General features: G+C 59.3%; 19 protein-coding genes and 1 other RNA gene. 14 read left to right on the plus strand and 6 right to left on the minus strand.

What is annotated here, in order from left to right; all coding sequences use genetic code 11:
- Positions 1 to 2 precede the first annotated feature (2 nt).
- The 3 genes from CW305_RS16750 (at position 3) to yacG (ending at position 1,800) form a co-directional block, all read left to right on the plus strand.
- A complete protein-coding gene (locus CW305_RS16750) occupies positions 3 to 866 on the plus strand; it encodes a prepilin peptidase (RefSeq protein WP_425444918.1) in 864 nt (287 codons plus the stop codon).
- A 131-nt stretch (positions 867 to 997) separates the two neighbouring features.
- Positions 998 to 1,606 (plus strand): dephospho-CoA kinase, encoded by a 609-nt coding sequence (gene coaE, locus CW305_RS16755; RefSeq protein ID WP_104098457.1) that lies wholly within the window; start codon positions 998 to 1,000, stop codon positions 1,604 to 1,606.
- The gene (gene yacG / locus CW305_RS16760; RefSeq protein WP_014821358.1) at positions 1,603 to 1,800 is read left to right on the plus strand and encodes a DNA gyrase inhibitor YacG; all 198 of its coding nucleotides are present in this window, start codon (positions 1,603 to 1,605) and stop codon (positions 1,798 to 1,800) included. Before coaE ends, yacG begins: the two co-directional genes overlap by 4 nt.
- Before the next feature lie 10 nt (positions 1,801 to 1,810).
- Here the strand turns inward: yacG and CW305_RS16765 are convergent, their stop codons facing one another.
- Together CW305_RS16765 and CW305_RS16770 are read right to left on the minus strand one after the other, a co-directional pair.
- Entirely contained in the window at positions 1,811 to 2,491 is a 681-nt protein-coding gene (locus tag CW305_RS16765; RefSeq protein ID WP_014821357.1) for an energy-coupling factor ABC transporter permease, read from the minus strand.
- A 62-nt stretch (positions 2,492 to 2,553) separates the two neighbouring features.
- On the minus strand, positions 2,554 to 3,591 hold the full coding sequence (locus CW305_RS16770) for an NADP(H)-dependent aldo-keto reductase (RefSeq protein ID WP_003302799.1): 1,038 nt from the start codon (positions 3,589 to 3,591) through the stop codon (positions 2,554 to 2,556).
- 431 nt (positions 3,592 to 4,022) lie between these two features.
- Here CW305_RS16770 and rplM point away from each other — a divergent pair, with 431 nt between their 5' ends.
- From rplM to CW305_RS16805, 7 genes are all read left to right on the plus strand, one after another.
- The gene (gene rplM, locus CW305_RS16775; protein ID WP_014821355.1) at positions 4,023 to 4,451 is read left to right on the plus strand and encodes a 50S ribosomal protein L13; all 429 of its coding nucleotides are present in this window, start codon (positions 4,023 to 4,025) and stop codon (positions 4,449 to 4,451) included.
- A gap of 14 nt (positions 4,452 to 4,465) precedes the next feature.
- Positions 4,466 to 4,858 carry a 30S ribosomal protein S9 gene (gene rpsI, locus CW305_RS16780; protein WP_003302797.1) on the plus strand — a complete coding sequence of 131 codons (393 nt, stop codon included), beginning with the start codon at positions 4,466 to 4,468 and terminating at the stop codon, positions 4,856 to 4,858.
- 254 nt (positions 4,859 to 5,112) lie between these two features.
- Positions 5,113 to 5,706 (plus strand): ubiquinol-cytochrome c reductase iron-sulfur subunit, encoded by a 594-nt coding sequence (gene petA / locus CW305_RS16785; RefSeq protein WP_003302796.1) that lies wholly within the window; start codon positions 5,113 to 5,115, stop codon positions 5,704 to 5,706.
- On the plus strand, positions 5,706 to 6,917 hold the full coding sequence (locus CW305_RS16790; RefSeq protein WP_003302794.1) for a cytochrome b: 1,212 nt from the start codon (positions 5,706 to 5,708) through the stop codon (positions 6,915 to 6,917). Before petA ends, CW305_RS16790 begins: the two co-directional genes overlap by 1 nt.
- A complete protein-coding gene (locus tag CW305_RS16795; RefSeq protein WP_014821353.1) occupies positions 6,917 to 7,696 on the plus strand; it encodes a cytochrome c1 in 780 nt (259 codons plus the stop codon). The genes CW305_RS16790 and CW305_RS16795 overlap by 1 nt, the downstream gene beginning before the upstream one ends.
- Before the next feature lie 88 nt (positions 7,697 to 7,784).
- Positions 7,785 to 8,402, plus strand: coding sequence for a glutathione S-transferase N-terminal domain-containing protein (locus CW305_RS16800; RefSeq protein ID WP_104098458.1), 618 nt, complete (start codon positions 7,785 to 7,787; stop codon positions 8,400 to 8,402).
- Positions 8,403 to 8,414: 12 nt separating this feature from the next.
- A complete protein-coding gene (locus CW305_RS16805; RefSeq protein WP_003302790.1) occupies positions 8,415 to 8,813 on the plus strand; it encodes a ClpXP protease specificity-enhancing factor in 399 nt (132 codons plus the stop codon).
- Positions 8,814 to 8,852: 39 nt separating this feature from the next.
- Here the strand turns inward: CW305_RS16805 and CW305_RS16810 are convergent, their stop codons facing one another.
- The 4 genes from CW305_RS16810 to CW305_RS16825 all read right to left on the minus strand — a co-directional run bounded on the left by CW305_RS16810 (position 8,853) and on the right by CW305_RS16825 (position 12,295).
- Entirely contained in the window at positions 8,853 to 9,431 is a 579-nt protein-coding gene (locus tag CW305_RS16810) for a BON domain-containing protein (RefSeq protein ID WP_014821351.1), read from the minus strand.
- Positions 9,428 to 10,021 (minus strand): phosphoheptose isomerase, encoded by a 594-nt coding sequence (locus tag CW305_RS16815; protein WP_102831995.1) that lies wholly within the window; start codon positions 10,019 to 10,021, stop codon positions 9,428 to 9,430. The genes CW305_RS16810 and CW305_RS16815 overlap by 4 nt, the downstream gene beginning before the upstream one ends.
- 109 nt (positions 10,022 to 10,130) lie before the next feature.
- A complete protein-coding gene (locus tag CW305_RS16820; RefSeq protein WP_014821349.1) occupies positions 10,131 to 10,493 on the minus strand; it encodes a YraN family protein in 363 nt (120 codons plus the stop codon).
- Positions 10,493 to 12,295: a penicillin-binding protein activator gene (locus tag CW305_RS16825; RefSeq protein WP_031297484.1), complete on the minus strand. Its 1,803-nt coding sequence runs from the start codon at positions 12,293 to 12,295 to the stop codon at positions 10,493 to 10,495. The genes CW305_RS16820 and CW305_RS16825 overlap by 1 nt, the downstream gene beginning before the upstream one ends.
- Before the next feature lie 124 nt (positions 12,296 to 12,419).
- Here CW305_RS16825 and rsmI point away from each other — a divergent pair, with 124 nt between their 5' ends.
- The 4 genes from rsmI (at position 12,420) to rsmH (ending at position 15,408) form a co-directional block, all read left to right on the plus strand.
- Positions 12,420 to 13,283, plus strand: coding sequence for a 16S rRNA (cytidine(1402)-2'-O)-methyltransferase (gene rsmI, locus CW305_RS16830; RefSeq protein ID WP_031297482.1), 864 nt, complete (start codon positions 12,420 to 12,422; stop codon positions 13,281 to 13,283).
- Positions 13,284 to 13,355: 72 nt separating this feature from the next.
- Positions 13,356 to 13,714, plus strand: an RNA gene (rnpB, locus tag CW305_RS16835) — RNase P RNA component class A.
- A 294-nt stretch (positions 13,715 to 14,008) separates the two neighbouring features.
- The gene (gene mraZ / locus CW305_RS16840; protein WP_003302783.1) at positions 14,009 to 14,464 is read left to right on the plus strand and encodes a division/cell wall cluster transcriptional repressor MraZ; all 456 of its coding nucleotides are present in this window, start codon (positions 14,009 to 14,011) and stop codon (positions 14,462 to 14,464) included.
- The gene (gene rsmH, locus CW305_RS16845) at positions 14,461 to 15,408 is read left to right on the plus strand and encodes a 16S rRNA (cytosine(1402)-N(4))-methyltransferase RsmH (RefSeq protein WP_023444854.1); all 948 of its coding nucleotides are present in this window, start codon (positions 14,461 to 14,463) and stop codon (positions 15,406 to 15,408) included. The genes mraZ and rsmH overlap by 4 nt, the downstream gene beginning before the upstream one ends.
- Positions 15,409 to 15,411: the final 3 nt, after the last annotated feature.

The raw sequence follows: 15,411 nt of genomic DNA on the forward strand, positions 1-15,411 counted from the left end.
TTATGTCTACATTCTTGGCCAGCCACGTGCTGGCCTTTGTTTTGTCCGCTGCTTTGCTGGGCTTGTTGATCGGCAGCTTCCTCAACGTCGTGATTTATCGCCTGCCGATCATGATGCAGCGTGAGTGGCGCGCGCAGGCGCTTGAGTATCTCGAGTGCCCGCCGGAGGCGATCAGTGGGCGCTTCAATCTGCTGCTGCCAAGCTCGCGGTGCCCGCGCTGCGACCATCAGATTCGCTCTTGGGAGAATATTCCCTTGGTCAGCTGGCTGGCCTTGCGTGGCAAGTGCTCGTCCTGCCGGGCGCCGATCAGTAGTCGCTACCCCCTTGTGGAGTTGGCGTGCGGCCTGCTTTCTGGCTATGTCGCTTGGCATTTCGGTTTCACCTGGCAGGCTGGAGCAATGCTGTTGCTGACCTGGGGATTGGTGGCGATGAGCATGATCGATATCGATCATCAGTTGCTGCCCGATTCGCTGGTTCTGCCGTTGTTGTGGCTTGGTCTCATCCTGAACAGCTTCGGCTTGTTCGTATCGCTTGAAAGTGCACTGTGGGGAGCGGTAGCGGGATATCTGAGCCTGTGGTCGGTTTATTGGCTGTTCAAGCTGGTCACCGGCAAAGAAGGTATGGGCTATGGCGATTTCAAACTGCTTGCGATGTTAGGAGCTTGGGGTGGCTGGCAGGTGTTACCACTTACCATCCTACTGTCGTCGGTGGTTGGGGCTGTTCTTGGCACAATCCTGTTGCGGGTGCAGCGCGCCGAGAGCAGCACGCCCATCCCTTTCGGTCCCTACTTGGCGATCGCCGGCTGGATCGCGTTGCTTTGGGGTGACTGGATTACCGAGAGCTATCTCCAGTTCGCGCGCTTCTAAGTCGGACACTATTGCTGAGTCGAAAGCCGTTCCGCCGACTTGTACTCTTAACGAAAGACGTTCTGGGCTTGCGCTTCGCAGGCTGAGTAGTTACTACTGCGCGTCCTGTTTTTAGTCTGGGTGTGGTTGCAATGAAACCCTGGATTCTCGGGTTGACTGGCGGCATTGGTAGTGGCAAGACCGCGGTGCTGGATCGCTTCGCCAGTCTGGGCGTACATGTCGTCGATGCCGATCAGGCGGCGCGCTGGGTGGTCGAGCCGGGGCGGCCAGCGTTGCTGCAGATTGCCGAGCGCTTCGGCTCAGGCATCTTGCTCACGGACGGCTCTCTGGATCGAAAAGGGCTGCGTGAGCGTATATTCGATAACCCGGCCGACAGGCAGTGGTTGGAACAGCTGCTGCATCCTCTGATTCGAGCTGAGATCGCCAGGCATCTCGCCTTGGCTGAGTCGCCTTACGCCATCATGGCTTCTCCGCTCCTGATCGAGTCAGGGCAGTACCGTCAGGTCAATCGTGTGCTGGTTGTGGACGTCCCTGTGTCACTCCAGGTTGCGCGCACGATGGCACGTGATCAAGTCAGTGAGGAGCAGGTGCGGGCGATTCTCAAGGCGCAGGCCAGTCGTGAAGCGCGCCTGCAACATGCCGATGATGTGCTGGTAAATGATCGAGATCTGTCGTGGCTAGGGTCGGAGGTCGAGCGATTGCACCGCTTTTATTTGACGTTACGAGGAGGGCAGGTATGACCGCTGCGATAGTTGAGTGTCCGACGTGTAGAGCGCCGGTAGAGTGGGGGCCACAAAGCCCAAGCCGGCCGTTCTGTTCCGATCGTTGCAAGCTTATCGATCTTGGTGCCTGGGCGTCGGAAGCGCACGCGATTCCAGGCGATGAGCTCGAGGATGATCTGTTCTCCGGTGACATGCCTCCGCGCGAGCACTAGCGCTTTGACGCTACTTGTCTTCTTTCCATGGCGCCTGCAGATAGCGGCTTTGATTGAAACTTTCCATCCAGTCCGGGTAGAAAACCACCAGGGCAGTAATGGCTGTGCCGTTGATGAAGGCTTCGGGGAACATGACCAGCCATAGGTAGCCGGCAAAATCCGCCAGCCAAGGCGGCATCGGGTAGCGACCATCTAGTAGCAGTACGCCGAGCGATGCCAGGATGCACGCCAATGCTGCGAGCGCCGCTGGAAAGAATCCAGCGAAGAAAATAAAGACGAACAGATTGCGGGGTTGGGCGCGTTCGACGAGCCGCGCGCATACAACCGTGACCAGCACTGGGATCAAGACCAGCAGGATGCCGTTCATGCCCAGGGCTGCAACTTGTTGATGGCCTGTCAGTGTCAGGCCGACCTGGGCGATGAGGGCGGCGATGATTGCCAGTGGCCAGTCCAACAACAAGGTGACGGCTGTCAGCCCAATGAAGTGGAATGAAAGGCCCGAATCGAAGTCCCTTCGCACCAGCCAGAGCAGAAAGATCGAAAGCATTGCGCCGAACAGCAAGTGCTGACGGCGAGTATCACTGAAGAGCTCGACCCAGGGAGCTCGCCAGGCCGCCCATAACAGCGCGATCACATAGATTATCCAGCCTGCCAGCAGGCTGGATGGAGCAAGCAGGTGGGCGGCGATCATACTAGTGATTCCTTTGTACCCGTTGTTGCCGGCGCGCAGCCGTCGGTGCTTCTCGAAGGGGCTTAGGGGGCTGGATTCGGCTGTTCTGTGTGGATCGCTTCAATTGCGGCTAGCACTTCACTTGAGAGCGTAATTTCGGCGCTACGGATATTCGACTCAAGTTGCTCTAGTGATGTCGCGCCGATGATATTGCTGGTGACGAAGGGTCGCGCTGTGACATAGGCAAGCGCCATCTGTGCTGGATCCAGCCCATGCTCGCGAGCCAGTTTAATGTACCGAGAGCATGCGGCTTTGGCCTGGGGGTTGTTATAACGTGCGAAGCGTTCAAAGAGCGTGAGGCGCGCGCTGGCAGGGCGAGCACCGTTTTCGTATTTGCCGCTGAGCATGCCGAATGCCAGTGGCGAGTACGCGAGTAAGCCGCATTGTTCACGGATGCTGATTTCCGCCAGGCCAACCTCGAAACTGCGATTGAGCAGGTTATAAGGGTTCTGTATCGAAACCGAACGCGGCAAGCCGCGAGCTTCGGCTAATTGCAGGTATTTCATCGCGCCCCAAGGCGTTTCGTTGGACAGTCCGATGTGGCGGATTCTGCCCGCTTTGACTTCGGCATCGAGCGCTTCGAGAGTTTCTTCCAGTGGAGTGAAGTCGCCTTCTTGATGTCGGTAGCCCAGCTGCCCGAAAAAGTTGGTGCTGCGTTCCGGCCAATGCAGCTGGTACAGGTCGATCCAGTCGGTTTGCAGACGCCGAAGGCTGTTATCGAGCGCGGTGCGGATCTGTTCGCGATTGAATTTGGGTTGACCGCCGCGAATGTGTGTAATGCCGTTTCCGGGTCCCGCGATCTTCGTGGCTATGATCCAGTCGGCTCTGTCGCCCCGGCTCTGGAAGTAATTTCCTATGTATTGCTCAGTGGTTGCGTAGGTTTCCGGGCGCGGCGGCACCGGATACATCTCGGCCGTATCTATGAAGTTGATGCCGGCAGTCTTCGCGCGGTCGATCTGGGCGAATGCCTGGGCCTGGTCGTTCTGTTCTCCCCATGTCATGGTGCCGAGGCACAGTGAACTGACTTTCAGATTTGTGCGGCCGAGTGAGCGATATTCCATGCAATACCTCGCGTGATCTGAGACTGAGTGCCGAAGAGCTTAACGAAGACGGGACGGCTTGTGCTCATGAGAGTGTTCGACGTATCCGAAGTGCCCTGGATGTCACGCTGGCAGATATCTGGAGTGAGGCTCGCTATTTGGTGGGCTGTGCCTGCTTGAGGGTGGGTGTAGCGGAATTCGATAACTATAAATGTCGGTTGCTATTTTGCTGGTAATCAGGATAATTCCGCAGCCTGTCGCCGGGGATGCCTAGCCTGTCGACGCAACCTAAAGGTAGGAGATGCCTAGCCTACCGAACCACTGCCGTGGCGGACGCGCTGACCCGAGCCCCCGATAGCGTCTGTTTCCGGCTGTCCTGGCCTTGCCAGGGCGAGCACCATTCAGTAAGATTCGCCGTCTTATTTTCAGGGCGGCCCCTGAGGCTATAACGAATGAAGACATTTACTGCTAAACCGGAAACCGTCAAGCGCGACTGGTTCGTCGTCGACGCTGCCGGCCAGACCCTGGGTCGTCTGGCAACCGAAATCGCTAGCCGCCTGCGTGGCAAGCACAAGCCGGAATACACCCCTCACGTGGATACTGGCGATTACATCGTCGTGATCAACGCTGAGCAAGTGCGTGTGACTGGTGCCAAGACTACAGACAAGGTGTACTACTCTCACTCCGGTTTCCCGGGTGGCATCAAGTCGATCAGCTTCGAGAAGCTGATCGCCAAGGCGCCCGAGCGTGTGATCGAGACCGCGGTCAAAGGCATGCTGCCGAAGAACCCGCTGGGTCGCGACATGTATCGTAAGCTGAAGGTGTACAAGGGTGCCAGCCACCCGCACACCGCTCAGCAGCCCCAAGAACTGAAGATTTAACGGAATAGTTCATTATGTCGGCGACTCAAAATTACGGCACTGGCCGTCGCAAGACTGCAACCGCGCGCGTCTTTCTGCGCCCGGGCACTGGCAAGATCTCCATCAACAACCGTGAGCTGGATAACTTCTTCGGTCGCGAAACTGCCCGCATGGTCGTTCGTCAGCCGCTGGAGCTGACTGAGACTGTCGAGAAGTTCGACATCTACGTCACCGTTCTCGGTGGTGGTGTCAGTGGTCAAGCCGGTGCCATTCGTCACGGTATCACTCGTGCTCTGATCTCGTATGACGAAACCCTGCGCAGTCCGCTGCGTAAGGCTGGCTTCGTCACTCGCGACGCTCGTGAAGTGGAGCGTAAGAAGGTCGGTCTGCGCAAAGCGCGCAAGCGTCCGCAGTACTCCAAGCGCTAATCGCGCTTTCAAAAGAAACGCCCAGTTTCGTTCGGAGCTGGGCGTTTTTTTTTGGGTGCGTTTTTATATGGCGGTGCGACAGTGTGTCGCGCGCTGGAAAGCCTGAAGGCCGGGCATTTGGACTTATGTGACAGGCTATTACCTTGTCAGAGGAAGGCCTTTTCTTTACCATTTGGCGAATTTTTCGCGGCCCAATTTTACGTGGTACATGCCTGCGTCAAGCAGGCCATAAGAAGCTGATGGGAGACGACTGAATGAGCAATGACGGCGTGAATGCAGGCCGGCGTCGCTTCCTTGTGGCCGCCACTTCGGTGGTGGGCGCTGCAGGAGCGGTGGGTGCTGCGGTCCCGTTTGTGGGATCGTGGTTCCCGAGTGCCAAGGCCAAGGCTGCCGGTGCGCCGGTAAGGGTAAATATCGGCAAGATCGAGCCGGGACAGCAGATGGTCGCCGAGTGGCGCGGTCAGCCGGTATTTATCGTGCGTCGGACCGACGAGGTCCTCGGAAATCTGGAGAAGGTTGCCGGCCAGGTAGCCGATCCCGAGTCCAAGGCTTCCGAGCAGCCTGCTTATGTCGATCCGAAGAACCGGTCGATCAAGCCCGAGTTGCTCGTGGTGGTCGGTCTGTGTACTCACCTCGGCTGTGCGCCGTCCTTCCGTCCTGAGGTGGCTGCGGCCGATCTCGGTGCCGATTGGCTTGGTGGGTATTTCTGTCCTTGCCATGGTTCCAAATACGATATGGCCGGTCGCGTCTATAAGTCGCAGCCAGCTCCCTTGAACCTGCCGGTGCCCCCGCACTCGTACGAGACCGATAATGTAATCATCATCGGTGTGGACCAGGAGAACGCCTGATGAGCAAGTTCATGGAATGGGTCGACGCCCGCTTCCCCGCGACCAAGATGTGGGAAGACCATCTTTCGAAGTACTACGCCCCCAAGAACTTCAATGTCCTGTATTTCTTCGGTTCGCTGGCGCTGCTCGTACTGGTCAATCAGATTCTTACCGGTATCTGGCTGACCATGAGCTTCGAGCCTTCGGCTGAGGGCGCGTTCGCCTCCGTCGAATACATCATGCGCGACGTTGAGTACGGCTGGATCATCCGTTACCTGCACTCCACGGGCGCGTCTGCGTTCTTCGTGGTGGTCTATCTGCATATGTTTCGTGGGATCCTGTACGGCTCCTATCAGAAGCCGCGCGAGCTGGTGTGGATCTTCGGCATGATGATCTATCTGGCGCTCATGGCTGAGGCCTTCATGGGCTATCTGCTGCCTTGGGGGCAGATGTCCTACTGGGGTGCCCAGGTAATCATCTCGCTGTTTGGTGCCATTCCGGTCATCGGTGGTGACCTGACCCAGTGGATTCGCGGTGACTACCTCATCTCAGGCATCACGCTGAACCGCTTCTTCGCGCTGCACGTGATCGCGCTGCCAATCGTCATTCTTGGCCTGGTCGTTCTGCACATCCTGGCGCTGCACGAGGTTGGCTCGAACAACCCGATGGGTGTCGATATCAAGAAGACCAAGGATGAGAATGGCGTGCCGCTCGATGGCATCCCGTTCCACCCTTACTACACCGTTAAAGACATTGTCGGTGTCGTAGTATTCCTCTTCGTCTTCTGTGCGGTCGTGTTCTTCTTCCCTGAGATGGGCGGCTATTTCCTTGAGAAGCCGAACTTCGAAGTGGCGAACGCGTTCAAGACTCCGGCACACATTGCTCCAGTCTGGTACTTCACTCCGTTCTACGCGATTCTGCGCGCGGTGCCGGATAAGCTGCTTGGCGTTATTGCCATGGGGGCGGCGATCGCAGTGCTCTTCGTGTTGCCCTGGCTGGATCGAAGCCCGGTCAAATCCATGAAGTACAAGGGTTGGATGAGCAAAGTAACGCTGTTGGCGTTCTGTGTATCCTTCATCATTCTCGGCGTGCTTGGCGTACTTGCACCGACTCCAGAGCGCACTCTGCTCGCGCGGATATGTACTGCTATCTACTTCGGCTACTTCATCCTGATGCCGTTCTATACCAAGCTCGAGAAGACCAAAGTGGTTCCGCAAAGGGTGGCTGGCTGATGAAAAAGCAATTTGCTGCATTGATTCTTGCAATCCTGCCGGTCTTTGCCTCCGCTGCAGGGACCGAGGTGCACTTGGATAAGGTCGATATCGACCTGACTGACAAAGCGGCCATGCAGGACGGTCTGAAGACTTTCGCCAACTACTGCATGGGTTGTCATAGCGCGCAGTACCAGCGTTATGAGCGTGTTGCCACTGACCTCGGTATTCCCGAAGAGGTCATGATGGACAACGTCGTCTTTGCTGATGCCAAGTTTGGCGATCACATGAAGATCGGCATGAAGCCTGATGACGCCAAGGTCTGGTTCGGTGCTGCTCCGCCGGACCTGACCCTGGTTGCTCGCGTTCGCGGCAACGACTGGCTGTACACCTACATGCGCAGTTTCTACGAAGATCCGGCCCGCCCTTATGGCGTCAACAATACGGTCTTCCCGAACGTCGGTATGCCGCACGTCTTGGCTCCGCTTCAGGGGCGTCGCGTCATGGGCTGCAAGCAGGTGCAGGTGGTCGAAGACGGTCGCAAGCAGTTTGATCCTCTGACCGGCACGCCGATCACTAAAGAGGCATGCGATCAGATGGTCATCGAGCCTGGTACCGGCACGCTCTCCGAGGCCGAGTATGACGAGAAGATCAAGAACCTGGTGACCTTCCTTGCCTATTCGGCAAACCCGGTCAAGCTGGAGAGTCAGCGCATCGGTACCTATGTGCTGCTGTTCCTGGCGGTGTTCTTCGTGTTCGCTTACCTGCTCAAGCGTGAGTACTGGAAAGACGTTCACTAAGCTGCACGTTCCAACTGCTGTACCCTGCGCGCGCCCTCTGGGCGCGCGTGTTTTTTCTGCTTCAAGATAAAAGAGTGAGGAAGGACCTATGGCTGCAACCAATCGGTTGGGCTGCTACTCCGATCCCGCCGACCACTATTCCCATCGCGTTCGTCTCGTGCTCGCAGAGAAAGGCGTCAGTGTGGACATACTTGACGTCGAGGCGGGGCAGTGTCCGGTCAAGCTGGCCGAGGTGAACCCGTATGCCAGTGTTCCGACGCTGGTGGATCGCGATCTGGCACTGTATGAGTCGAGTGTGATTCTGGAGTACTTGGAAGAGCGTTACCCCCATCCCCCCTTATTGCCGGTGTATCCGGTTGCGCGGGCGAATACTCGCCTGCTGGTTCATCGCATTCAGCGAGATTGGTGTTCGCTGGCCGACCGTATCCTTGACCAGCGTACCGCTGAGCCGGAGCGCGCGCAGGCGCGCAAAGAGCTTCGTGAAAGCTTGACCGGCGTGTCGCCGATATTCGCGGAAAAGCCGTATTTCATGAGTGACGAGATCAGTCTCGTCGACTGCTGCCTGTTGCCTATCCTCTGGCGTTTGCCCAGACTCGGTATCGAGTTGCCTCGAGCTGCCAAGCCGTTGCTTGACTATATGGAGCGCAGTTTCGCTCGCGAGGCCTTTCAGGCCAGTCTTTCCGCCGTCGAGCGCAACATGCGCTGAGAGAGGGTTCCCATGAATTCAAGTCGCCCCTATCTAGTCAGGGCGCTCTACGAGTGGATCGTGGACAATGATTGCACGCCGCACTTGCTGGTCAACGTCGATTATCCCGGCGTGCAGGTCCCTGCCGGGTTCGCCAGTGACGGGCAGATCGTGCTGAACGTTGCGCCAAGCGCCATACGCCACCTGCACATGGATAATGAGGCGATCAGCTTCGAGGGGCGTTTCGGTGGCGTTGCTCACTCGTTGAACGTACCGTCCGCTGCTGTGATGGCCATCTATGCCAGGGAAAATGGGCAGGGCATGGTGTTCGAGATCGAGCCGACGCCGCCGGACGACGATGCGCCAAGCGAGAGCGGTGGTGACGACGCGCCGCGGCCGGGCGGACGTCCGAGTTTGAAGGTGGTCAAGTAGGCGAGCGCGGCGCCCGGGCCTATCGGGCGCCAAAGTCGGTCAGTCGATGTATTCGAACAGTTTGACGATACGCTGCACGCCACTGACGCTCTGAACGAGGTTGGTTGCGCGGTTGCCTTCCTGGCGGGTAACCAGGCCCAGCAGATAGACAATGCCGTTTTCGGTGATCACCTTGATCCGCGAGCCCGGCACGCTGTTATCTGCGAGCATCTGGGTCTTGATCTTGGTGGTCAGCCAAGAGTCGTTGCTGCGTGCCAGTGCAGAGGAGGGCTGCAGGATCTGCAGTTCATTGTGGACGCGCTTGACGCGCTGCACGCTGCCTGCAGCTCGTTCGGCCGTTTCCTTGAGTTCTGCGCGCGGAGTCTGTCCGGCCAGCAGTACGACGCCGTTGTAGCTCGCTACGACTATGTGCGAGCCCTGATCAAGGTCGGGGTGGGCCTTGGCGATATTGACCGCAGCCTTTGTCTCGATCAGCGAGTCGTCGATCTTGCTGCCGATGGTGCGGGTGCCGCGGTTATCGGCAATTGGATCGTCGCGGGTTGCGGTCAGTACCGAACTACAGCCGCTGACGGCCAGACACAGGCCTAGGGCGATAACAGGCAGGCGGGGCACGTTCATTCCTCACTTCCGAACAATTGGTTGTCGATCAGGTCGCACAAGCAGTGGATAGCCAGCAGGTGCACCTCCTGGATGCGGGCGGTTACCTTGGCTGGTACGCGGATTTCGACGTCTTCTGGCAGCAGCAGAGACGCCATGCCGCCGCCGTCCCGTCCAGTCAGTGCCACTACCAGCATCTCCCGGTCATGAGCTGCCTGGATGGCCTGGATCACGTTGGCGGAATTGCCGCTTGTAGAGATCGCAAGCAATACGTCGCCTGGCTGACCCAGGGCGCGGATCTGCTTGGAGAATACTTCGTTGTAGCTGTAATCGTTGGCGATCGAGGTGATCGTCGAGCTGTCGGTGGTCAGAGCGATGGCGGGAAGGCTCGGCCGCTCACGCTCAAAGCGGTTGAGCAGTTCGGAGGAGAAATGCTGCGCGTCGCCGGCGGAGCCGCCGTTGCCACAGGTAAGAATCTTGCCTTCGCTAAGAAGGGCATTGACCATCGCCTGGCCGGCCTGCTCGATGCTCGGGGCTAGGATTTCCATGGCCTGCTGCTTGGTTTCGATGCTGGCCTGGAACAGTTGGCGGATTCGGGTTTGCATGTCCATTGTGTTCGACCTTAAAGGTTGCAAGCGCCTCCGGCTATCGCGCCGGTATGCGCTTGCGGTTCGCTAGGGCTGGGCGGCATCGTGCAGCAGTCGCTGCGTAATGAATCGTTCAGCTATCAAATGCGTTGCGGATCCAGTTCAGATTCTCGGTCTGCCCGGCTGATGTGATCGCAACGACGTCGAAGCGACAAGGGCTCCGGGCCCATCGGCTTTCCTTCTGCAGGAAGAGCTGGGCAGCCTTGATCAGCTTCTGCTGCTTGCGCGCATCGATGCTTTCAAGGGCGCCACCCCAGGCGGCGTAGCGCCTGTAGCGGACCTCGACGAATACTACTGTATCGCCGTCGAGCATGACCAGATCAAGCTCGCCGCTGCGACAGGACCAGTTGCGCGTCAGCAGGCGCAGGCCCTGATCGCACAGGTGACGCAACGCGAGTGCTTCGGCAGAGCGTCCGCTGCTCTGGCTGTCGCTCATTACTGCATGTTGTCCAGGCGCTGGATCTCGCCGTCGCGGAACTCGGCCCATGGAAGCTGACGCTCGATGCGCTGCTGCGGGTTCAGGCTGAGCGTGCCGGAGAGGCCGTCGAGTTGAGTATCCGGAAGTGCCAGCAGTTGATTCAGCCGCGGCGCGAGAAGGTAGGCGTCCGCACCCATTGCGTACAGTCGACCCAAACTGCCGCCCGCCTGCGGCCATTTCTGCTCGACTTCCTGGCGCAATGGAAGTTGGTCGTTCAATAGCCAAGGGGTTTCTGCGAAACGAATGCCTTCGAGGTCGAGGTATTGGGTGCGATCGTGGCTGGCCGCATGCAGGTGAGAGGTGGCGTATACCGGAAGGTCGCCCGCATATTGGAAGATCAGGGTGGGTCGGACTTGCTGGGCCTGCTGCGGAGTGGCTGCCAGGAACAGGAAGTCGACGTCCTGCCGGCGAGTGGGCTGGTTGCTCGTCGAGGCGTCAGTGATGCTGCTGACCCGTCCGCCACGACTCTCGCTATTGCGCAGTTGCAGCAGATCGGCGATCTGGTTGGCGAGTTGCACGGGCTCGGCCAATGGCTCGGCTGCAACCAGTGTTCCGCCGGCTTCTTCCCAGCTCTGGCGGAAGGCATCCAGAATCCGCCCGCCCCAGTCTCCGCGAGGAGCCAGTGCGATGGCGCGGCGATGGCCGTCCGCCCATGCGCGGCGGGCGACCTCGCGGGCTTCGTCCTCGGCAGCCAGGCCGAACTGGAACAGCTGGGGCGGGGTGCTCTGGCCGGCGTCACTGTAGTTCAGGGCGAGTGTCGTGATCGGCAGCTGATCCCTCTCGGCCAGTTGGCGCACCAGATCCTTTTCCAGCGGGCCCACGACCAGCTGTACGCCGGCAGCCTGGGCCTGTCTGTAGAACTCGTCGATGGAGGTCATGCGGGTGCTGTCATAAAGCTCGATGCGCAGCGCCTGGCCGGATTGCTGCGCGTGCAGGTGTGCCGCAAGGAAGCCGTCACGCAGGGCGCGAGCGACGCTTGCCAGCTGGCCGTCCATGGGGAGCAGCAGTGCGATGTTGTTCAGGGGCTGATCGGCCAGCTCACGAAGTTTCTGTAGTGGCTCAGGGAGCTGTTCTGCGGCAGGGTGCTGGGGGTTTTGTGCAATCCAGTCGTCAATGGCGCGCTGTTGCTGGGCAACGGTGCCGGCGCGTTTCAGTGACAGCGCCAGCGACTGCCAGCCGGCGAGATCGTCATCTGCCGCGCCTTGCAGTTGCTGCTCGGGAAGTGCGGATATGAGTTTCCAGATGGCTTCGTGGTTGGTTCTGGCTTGCTCGCCACTCAGGAGTGGAGCAGTGAAAACCCGTTCGCGCGCAGCAGCGAGGGGCTTGCCGGTCGCCTCCAGCGCTTCCGCCCGCGCCAGCTGGCTACGAACCTGCTGCGCCACTGGTAGCTCGCCCAGGCGTTCGAACGCAGGGTGCTGCAGAGCTTGCTCGGCTTGTTCAGGTTTGCCATCGGCTAGTGCGATTTCGGCCTGCAGTGTCAATGCGAAGATCTGCTGCGCTGGTTTCAGTGTATCCAGCTGAACCTTTTCCAGAATGCTGCGAGCCTGGGCATGGTTGCCCTGTTGGATGCTCTGGTCGGCGGCGGCCAGGCGCAGCTGCACGGCTTGTTCGGGGTCGCTTTGGTCGGCTTTCTCCAGCAGTTGCTGGGTGGAAGCCTGTGGTGTGCGAGGCAGTTCGCCCAATGTCGAAGAGGGAGAGCTGGCGCAAGCTGCGAGCATGATTGCGACGCACAGGAGTAGAAGGGGGCGTAAGCAAGCCATTGTTTGATCGTTCCTGAAAGCACTGGCGAGTGTTGGCGGATTGTACCCAAGCGCTGAAGTGGCGGCGATGTTGCGGCGGTGAATCGGGCTACAATGCGCATTTCCGTGACAGAGGTAAGCCCTTGTGACTGCCAGCGGTGGTGCGAATTCCGGAATGGGGACGCTTTATGTCGTCGCAACGCCGATCGGCAATCTGGAGGACATCAGTGCCCGAGCGCTGCGGGTGCTGCGAGAGGTGTCGCTGATAGCCGCGGAGGATACCCGTCACTCGTCTCGGTTGCTCGCGCACTTCGGTATTCAGACGCCGCTGGCAGCTTGCCACGAGCATAACGAGCGTGAAGAGGGGGGGCGATTCATCGGGCGGTTGCAAGGTGGAGAGGATGTCGCGCTGATCTCCGATGCGGGTACGCCGTTGATTTCCGATCCGGGATATCACCTGGTGCGCCAGGCGCGTGCTGCTGGGGTTGCAGTGGTGCCGGTGCCGGGTGCTTGTGCGCTGATCGCCGCACTGTCGGCGGCTGGGTTGCCCTCGGATCGATTCATCTTCGAAGGCTTTCTGCCTGCCAAGGCAGCTGCACGATGTGCACGGCTCGAAGCACTGAAAGAAGAGCCGCGTACGCTGATCTTCTACGAAGCTCCGCACCGCATACTGGAATCGCTTGGTGACTTTCGAGATGTGTTCGGTGGCGATCGAATTGCCGTGCTCGGCCGAGAGCTGACCAAGACGTTCGAAACGCTGAAAGGGCTGCCGCTGAGCGAGTTGCACGCGTGGGTCGAGGCCGACAGCAATCAGCAGCGCGGCGAGTGCGTGGTGCTTGTAGAGGGTTGGCATGCTCCGCTAGACGAGAGCGCGGTGAGCGCAGAGGCGCTCCGGGTGCTCGATCTGCTGTTGGCAGAAATGCCGCTCAAGCGGGCGGCCGCAATCGCAGCCGATATTACCAGTGTGCGCAAGAATCTGTTGTACCAGGCGGCGCTGGAACGCAAATAGGAGGTGGGCCTGGGCCTCGTGCCGCCTGGTGAGCTTGCAGGCAGAGCGTTGCGGCGATACTCTGGCGCCTGGAGAGTCGATCGGACAGTCGCTGTCTCTTTTTGTTCCGCAAAAAGGGAGGGAGGAAAGTCCGGGCTCCATAGGGCGAAGTGCCAGGTAACGCCTGGGAGGCGCGAGCCTACGGAAAGTGCCACAGAAAATAACCGCCTAAGCACTTCGGTGCCGGTAAGGGTGAAAAGGTGCGGTAAGAGCGCACCGCGCGGCTGGCAACAGTCCGTGGCTAGGTAAACCCCACTTGGAGCAAGACCAAATAGGGATCCATCGGCGTGGCCCGCGCTGGATCCGGGTAGGTTGCTAGAGGCAGTCAGCGATGGCTGTCGTAGAGGAATGGCTGTCCTCGACAGAACCCGGCTTACAGATCGACTCTCCTCTTTTCTTCCTTAGCAATACCCCATTTTTAATTCCGAAACATTCTTGCTCTTAACAAAGTACTTTAACTTTGTTGAGCAACTCGCTGTTGTCTCTGAAGATGCTTCCAGTCCTCTTCGCATTCTCCGCTCGAATTACCTCTCAACGTCGCTAAATTGCCGCTCCGTAAGGCTTTTTCCCGTCTGGCTCGCCTTGACGGTGGGGCGGCTGCGTTTCTATAGTGCGCACAAGTGGTAGGAAGTGGCAGAAAGTGGGTAAATATGGGCATGGATAGCTAATTCAGGGGAAGCGCAGCCGTGTTTCGCGGAGCTAACGCCATCAGTCTCGACGCCAAAGGCCGGCTAGCCATGCCCAGCCGGTATCGCGACGAGCTGAATTCCCGTGGCGATGGCCAGCTGATCATCACGATCGACGCCGTGGACCGTTGTTTGTGCATTTACCCCTTGCCCGAGTGGGAGCTGATCGAAGCCAAGCTCCGCGAATTGCCCTCCTTGCGTGAAGAGGCCCGTCGCCTGCAACGCCTGCTGATTGGTAATGCTGTCGATCTGGAGATGGATGGCAGTGGGCGCGTCGTGGTGCCACCGCGTCTTCGTGAGTACGCCCGGCTGGACAAGCGCGCGATGTTGGTAGGGCAACTGAACAAGTTTCAACTATGGAACGAGGACGACTGGAACGCGGTTTCTGACGCGGACCTGGCGGCCATCAAGCAACCCGGCGGTCTGCCGGAAGAACTACGTGACCTAATCCTGTGAACCAGATCAGCAGCTTGCGACATATCACCGTGTTGCTCGACGAAGCCGTCGCGGCGCTGAACGTGCGCCCGGACGGACGCTATCTGGATGGCACCTTTGGGCGGGGTGGTCACAGCCGGCTACTGCTTCAGCAGCTTGGGCCTGATGGCCTATTGCTAGGATTCGACAAGGATCCGTTAGCCATCGCTACGGGGCAAGCACTGGCGGCCGAGGACGGCCGCTTTGTCGTTGTGCAGAGAAGTTTTGCCGAACTTGGCGAAGAGGTGGCGCAGCGCGGCTGGAGCGGAACCGTCAGTGGCGTTTTGCTGGATCTGGGCGTTTCGTCACCGCAGCTGGACGACCCCGAGCGCGGCTTCAGTTTTCTTAACGACGGTCCTCTGGACATGCGCATGGATCCTAGCCGAGGCGTCAGTGCGGCCGATTGGATAGCGCACGCCGACGAAGATGAGATCGCCCGGGTGTTCAAGGATTATGGCGAAGAGCGCTTCGCCAAGCGCATGGCTCGTGCGGTGGTGCAGCGCCGCGAAGCGGCGCCTTTCGAGCGTACCGCCGACCTCGCCAAGGTCCTGACTGAGGCCAACCCCGCTTGGGAGAAGGGCAAGAATCCGGCGACTCGTGCGTTTCAGGGACTGCGCATCTACATCAACAATGAGCTTGGCGACCTGGAGCATGGCCTTGATGCAGCCCTGGAGGCACTGGAAGTGGGCGGCCGGCTGGTGGTCATCAGCTTTCATTCGCTGGAAGACCGCATCGTCAAGCAGTTCATGCGCCGCCACGCCAAGGGCGAGGCGGACAAGCTGCCACGCGACCTGCCCATCATTCCGAAGGCATTCGAGCCGCGCCTCAAGCTGCTCGGCAAGCCGCAGTACGCTTCCGATGCCGAGGTCAAGGGCAACCCGCGTTCGCGCAGTGCGGTAATGCGCGTGGCGGAGAAGCTGCGGTGACCA

The sequence above is a fragment of the Stutzerimonas kunmingensis genome, from assembly GCF_002929225.1.
GTDB lineage: Bacteria > Pseudomonadota > Gammaproteobacteria > Pseudomonadales > Pseudomonadaceae > Stutzerimonas.

Excerpts from the sequence above, each read along its gene's own strand:
- CW305_RS16750 (WP_425444918.1), top strand. The coding sequence starts at position 3 with ATGTCTACATTCTTGGCCAGCCACGTGCTGGCCTTTGTTTTGTCCGCT.
- coaE (WP_104098457.1), top strand. The coding sequence starts at position 998 with ATGAAACCCTGGATTCTCGGGTTGACTGGCGGCATTGGTAGTGGCAAG.
- yacG (WP_014821358.1), top strand. The coding sequence starts at position 1,603 with ATGACCGCTGCGATAGTTGAGTGTCCGACGTGTAGAGCGCCGGTAGAG.
- CW305_RS16765 (WP_014821357.1), bottom strand. The coding sequence starts at position 2,491 with ATGATCGCCGCCCACCTGCTTGCTCCATCCAGCCTGCTGGCAGGCTGG.
- CW305_RS16770 (WP_003302799.1), bottom strand. The coding sequence starts at position 3,591 with ATGGAATATCGCTCACTCGGCCGCACAAATCTGAAAGTCAGTTCACTG.
- rplM (WP_014821355.1), top strand. The coding sequence starts at position 4,023 with ATGAAGACATTTACTGCTAAACCGGAAACCGTCAAGCGCGACTGGTTC.
- rpsI (WP_003302797.1), top strand. The coding sequence starts at position 4,466 with ATGTCGGCGACTCAAAATTACGGCACTGGCCGTCGCAAGACTGCAACC.
- petA (WP_003302796.1), top strand. The coding sequence starts at position 5,113 with ATGAGCAATGACGGCGTGAATGCAGGCCGGCGTCGCTTCCTTGTGGCC.
- CW305_RS16790 (WP_003302794.1), top strand. The coding sequence starts at position 5,706 with ATGAGCAAGTTCATGGAATGGGTCGACGCCCGCTTCCCCGCGACCAAG.
- CW305_RS16795 (WP_014821353.1), top strand. The coding sequence starts at position 6,917 with ATGAAAAAGCAATTTGCTGCATTGATTCTTGCAATCCTGCCGGTCTTT.
- CW305_RS16800 (WP_104098458.1), top strand. The coding sequence starts at position 7,785 with ATGGCTGCAACCAATCGGTTGGGCTGCTACTCCGATCCCGCCGACCAC.
- CW305_RS16805 (WP_003302790.1), top strand. The coding sequence starts at position 8,415 with ATGAATTCAAGTCGCCCCTATCTAGTCAGGGCGCTCTACGAGTGGATC.
- CW305_RS16810 (WP_014821351.1), bottom strand. The coding sequence starts at position 9,431 with ATGAACGTGCCCCGCCTGCCTGTTATCGCCCTAGGCCTGTGTCTGGCC.
- CW305_RS16815 (WP_102831995.1), bottom strand. The coding sequence starts at position 10,021 with ATGGACATGCAAACCCGAATCCGCCAACTGTTCCAGGCCAGCATCGAA.
- CW305_RS16820 (WP_014821349.1), bottom strand. The coding sequence starts at position 10,493 with ATGAGCGACAGCCAGAGCAGCGGACGCTCTGCCGAAGCACTCGCGTTG.
- CW305_RS16825 (WP_031297484.1), bottom strand. The coding sequence starts at position 12,295 with ATGGCTTGCTTACGCCCCCTTCTACTCCTGTGCGTCGCAATCATGCTC.